Origin of the sequence: Halorubrum tibetense (assembly GCF_042661865.1) — an archaeon.
Classification (GTDB): domain Archaea; phylum Halobacteriota; class Halobacteria; order Halobacteriales; family Haloferacaceae; genus Halorubrum; species Halorubrum tibetense.
The window spans coordinates 1-3,837 of sequence record NZ_JBHSWW010000235.1; the positions used below are offsets into that span (position 1 = coordinate 1).

Here is a 3,837-nt window from a genome sequence, read left to right on the forward strand (position 1 = left end):
CGTGACGAGTCCGCCCGCTGCGGCCCCGACGCGGCTGCCACGATCGGCCGCATCGCTATCGGTCCAACTCGCAACCCCGCCGCCGATGGCCGGCGCGATCAGCCCCAAGACGGGCAACACGCTCACCAGCACCGTGACGCCCGCGCCAACGCCTGCACGGCCAAGGAACCCGGAGACCCAGCGATCGAGCGTTCGGCCCCGTCGCCGTTCACTCCGAGTCATCGGCGACCAGAGGCTGCCGCCCCGTCGGTCGTCATGCGTCCCTCTGCCGCGGGATGGAACCAGTTCCGTCGTCGCGCGATACGGGCACGCGTCATCACACGAATGTACGGGACACGACAGTAAAACACCCTCGCTGCCGACGAATCCGATCAGACCGATCATCGCGTGTACGAACCGGCGAGCGACCGGGATACGGCCGTACGGATGAGTGCGAGGATCGACTGAATACGTCCGTTCGGGTGGTGACGAACCGCGACCGAGCCGGCTACCGCTCGCGCAGCCGCGACAGCTCCGCCTCGGGGATCACGAGCTCCTGTGTCCCGGGTTCGTACGCCGCGAGGCTACCGGCGATGAGCGCCATACCGCCGGCGAGCAGCCCGGTGTTGACGAGGAGGATCGCCTCCGGGTTCGCGAACGACGTGAGAAACGCCGCGAGCGGCGTCGCCACCGAAGCGACGGCGATCAGCCCGAACCCGACCGCGAGATACGCCATCGCCGCCTGCCCCGACGACCGATACGCGGACAGCGCGAACGCGGTAAGCGTCACGCCCGCCCCCGCGAGCACGGTGGTCGTCGCGAGATACAACGCTTCGATGAGGTCCATACCCGCCGTGTTCGACGGGGGAGAATAAACCCCCGGGAGCGTGTATCACTACCGATAACCGTGACTCGTGACACGCGTTCACCACGGACGAGGGCCGGCAGTCGCGGAAACCGGGTTACCCACCGATGTACGGGGATTTCGACCCACCGTGAGTCGGGCGTCCCGGTGGGAACCACCGACATCCTTTTAGGCCTAAGCCTCACAATCAATAACGATAATGGTGGGGGACGATCTGATCACGGTACTCGGGAACAAGTACAACACGGACATCCTGACGGCGACGGGGGAGGCGATGTCCGCACAGGACCTGAGCGAGCAGCTCGACGTGCCCATCGCGACGTGTTACCGCCGGATCAACGAGCTGGAGGAGGCGGACTTGCTCGAGCTCCACGACCGCCCGCTCTCGGACGAGCACCGCCGCGTGAAAGTGTATCGCCGGAAGGTCGACGGCGTCGAGGTCGACTTCCGTGACGGGCTCACGATCGAAGTAGAGGAGCGCTCCGCGGTGAAAAACCGGCTCGACGACGTGTGGCGGGACCTCTCGGCGCGCGGGGACTGAGACGACGGCGTCGACGAGATCAGAACGAGGGCTCGTCCGAACGACTCATCATCGAGAACCCGCCCGCCCGCTGGTGGACCGTGATCCCGCCCTCGCCGATGTCCATGGGGAAGATGTCCGTATCGATGTCCTGTTTCCGCATCTTCGCCACCCAGACGTACCGGTTGACGCCGGAGTCCGTCGGGGTCTGGATGAAGTAGATGTTCCCGTCGGTGAGGAAGTTCTCCAGCCCGACCTCCGTGTCGGGGAACACGGCACCCTGCTCATTGATAAGCAGCGAGGTGAGCCCGTTCGCTTTGAGGATGTCCGAGAACTTGAGCAGGTACGTCCGTTTCTCCTGCTCGTCGGCGAAGAACAGCTGAAACATCGACAGCGAGTCGAGCACGAGTCGGTCGAAGGACTCGCCCTCGACGGTGTCCAAGAGCTTGTCGACCGCGGTCGAGAAGTCGGTCTCGCGGAGCATCTGGCGTTTGTCGAGGATCACGATCTCGCCGTCGTCGACGAGCTCGCCGAACCGCTCGAACCCGACCGACTCGGCCGCGGCGCGGATGTCCGCTTCGTCCTCCTCGAAGGAGACGTACACGCCCCGCTCGCCCTGCTCGGTCGCGCCGTGATAGAGGTACTGGATGCCGAAGATGCTCTTTCCGGTTCCGGGATTCCCGGAGACGAGGACCGTCGACCGCTCCGTGATACCGCCGGTGAGGATCGAGTCGAGCCCATCGACCCCGGTAGAGACGAGTTCTGACATTCGTCCATTCATTGGCGATGGGAGTATATAAAAGACGATCCGTTCGCATCACCGGGAAGACGCCGACAGGTTTATTTCTCGACACGCCGCCCACTACGTATATGCGCGGAGGACCGTCTCTCGTGACCCGCGGCGGTGATGGTCGGTGAGCGGCACCTCGGTCCTCGTCGTCGAAGACGAGCCCGACATCGCGGCGCTGTACGCCGGGTTCCTCGAGGAGCGATACGACGTCACCGTGGCGGAGACGGCCGCCGAAGCCATCGAGATCGTCGACGGGAGCATCGACGCCGTCCTCCTAGATCGACGGCTCCCGGACGGCAGCGGCGACGACGTACTCGAACACATCCGCGAGAACGGGTTCGACTGTCGCGTCGCGATGGTGACGGCCGTCGAGCCCGACTTCGACATCATCGACATGGGGTTCGATCTGTACCTCACCAAGCCGGTGAGCCGGACGAACCTGCTCGACGCCCTCGAAACGCTGTTGACTCGAAACGAGTACGACGACCTGCTTCAGGAGGCCGCGTCGCTGGCGAGCAAGCGGGCGGTGCTCAAATCACAGAAACCGACCGCCCGGCTCGAAGGGAACGAGTCGTACACGGAGCTCGTCGACCGCCTCGAAGCGATCGACGCCGACATCGACGATATCGGCGAGTCGCTGTCGACGGACGACTACCGGGCGATGTTCCGCGACATCGGCGAAGTCTGAGCCGATACCGACGAACCCACCGGTGGGTCGGATCACGTAGCCACTACTCAGGACAGCTGATCGCCAACCAGCGCGTCCGCCGCAACGACGAACGCGTCGCGCTCGTCGACCGGGATCGTGGCCCCTGCGGCCACGTCGTGACCCCCGCCGTCCCCGCCGACGGAGCGGCTCGCCTCTCGCATCACCGCGGAGAGGTCGAGCCCCTGACGGACCAGCCGTCCGGTTCCACGCGCGGACACCTTCAGCTCCGTCGCGCTCTCCTCGGCGAAGGCGATCACGGGTTTCGACCGGTCGACCGCGGGCGACCCGGCCGCCATCCCGGCGACGATCCCGACGATCGTCTCCCGGATCCGCGAGCCGGCGTCGAACCACTGGAGGTGTTGTTCGTGAGTCACTCCCTCGGTTTTGACCCACTGAAGCCCCTCGGAGAGGTTCCGCCGGTGGTTCCGGAGTAGCGAGCGAGCCTCCGCGAGCGCGCCGTCCCGGTCGCCGAGACACACGGCTAACCCGACATCGGCGCGCTCGTAACGAGCAGTGGCGTTGAGCAGGGTCGAGAACTCGCTGACATCTCGGAGCTCGGTGCCCGGCTCTTCGTCGACGAGCGTGTAGGCGGTCCCGACGAGCGCCTCGATCCGCTCCGACGGGACGCCGGAGGCGACCGCCCGACGCATCAGTCCGGAGGCGATCGTCTGTCGCTCGTCGGTGTCGAGGTCGACCCACCGACGCCACTCCCCGTCGGTTTTCACGTCGACGTCGAGCTCCTGGAGGAACGCGATCGCGCCGGCCTCGTCGTTCGAGATACCGGGGATCCGGACGTCCGACGCGTACTCCAGCAGCTTCGGGAGGGGACGGGTCTGTCGGCCGTACAGGTCCAAGTCGGTGCGGGTCTCGAGCACTCCGGCATCGACGCCGTCCGCGACGATCCCCGCGTTCGCGCCGACGAGCCCGTCGCCACCGTCCTGCATGTCGCCGACGGCACCGACGACGGCGAGCAA

At 66.1% G+C, this 3,837-nt stretch carries 5 protein-coding genes and 1 pseudogene; 2 read left to right on the forward strand and 4 right to left on the reverse strand.

All coding sequences use genetic code 11. From position 1 onward, the window contains the following. Together ACFQEU_RS12660 and ACFQEU_RS12665 are read right to left on the reverse strand one after the other, a co-directional pair. Positions 1-222, reverse strand: a pseudogene (locus ACFQEU_RS12660) (SHOCT domain-containing protein); the annotation flags it as partial. 265 nt (positions 223-487) lie between these two features. After that, a complete protein-coding gene (locus ACFQEU_RS12665; protein ID WP_379782683.1) occupies positions 488-826 on the reverse strand; it encodes a DUF7521 family protein in 339 nt (112 codons plus the stop codon). 217 nt (positions 827-1,043) lie between these two features. On the opposite strand from ACFQEU_RS12665, the gene ACFQEU_RS12670 reads away from it, so the two are divergent. Further along, complete coding sequence (locus ACFQEU_RS12670) at positions 1,044-1,385, forward strand: helix-turn-helix domain-containing protein (protein WP_379782686.1); 342 nt, start codon at positions 1,044-1,046, stop codon at positions 1,383-1,385. A 19-nt stretch (positions 1,386-1,404) separates the two neighbouring features. On the opposite strand, the gene ACFQEU_RS12675 is transcribed toward ACFQEU_RS12670, so the two are convergent. Continuing rightward, positions 1,405-2,133, reverse strand: coding sequence for an RAD55 family ATPase (locus ACFQEU_RS12675; protein WP_379782690.1), 729 nt, complete (start codon positions 2,131-2,133; stop codon positions 1,405-1,407). A 145-nt stretch (positions 2,134-2,278) separates the two neighbouring features. On the opposite strand from ACFQEU_RS12675, the gene ACFQEU_RS12680 reads away from it, so the two are divergent. Further along, positions 2,279-2,842 carry a HalX domain-containing protein gene (locus tag ACFQEU_RS12680; RefSeq protein ID WP_379782692.1) on the forward strand — a complete coding sequence of 188 codons (564 nt, stop codon included), beginning with the start codon at positions 2,279-2,281 and terminating at the stop codon, positions 2,840-2,842. 47 nt (positions 2,843-2,889) lie between these two features. Here ACFQEU_RS12680 and ACFQEU_RS12685 read toward each other — a convergent pair. Beyond that, on the reverse strand, positions 2,890-3,837 hold a 948-nt coding region (locus ACFQEU_RS12685), incomplete at its 5' end, for a DHH family phosphoesterase (protein WP_379782695.1).

Coding starts and splice junctions, on each gene's coding strand:
- ACFQEU_RS12665 (WP_379782683.1), bottom strand. CDS start 826: ATGGACCTCATCGAAGCGTTGTATCTCGCGACGACCACCGTGCTCGCG.
- ACFQEU_RS12670 (WP_379782686.1), top strand. CDS start 1,044: ATGGTGGGGGACGATCTGATCACGGTACTCGGGAACAAGTACAACACG.
- ACFQEU_RS12675 (WP_379782690.1), bottom strand. CDS start 2,133: ATGTCAGAACTCGTCTCTACCGGGGTCGATGGGCTCGACTCGATCCTC.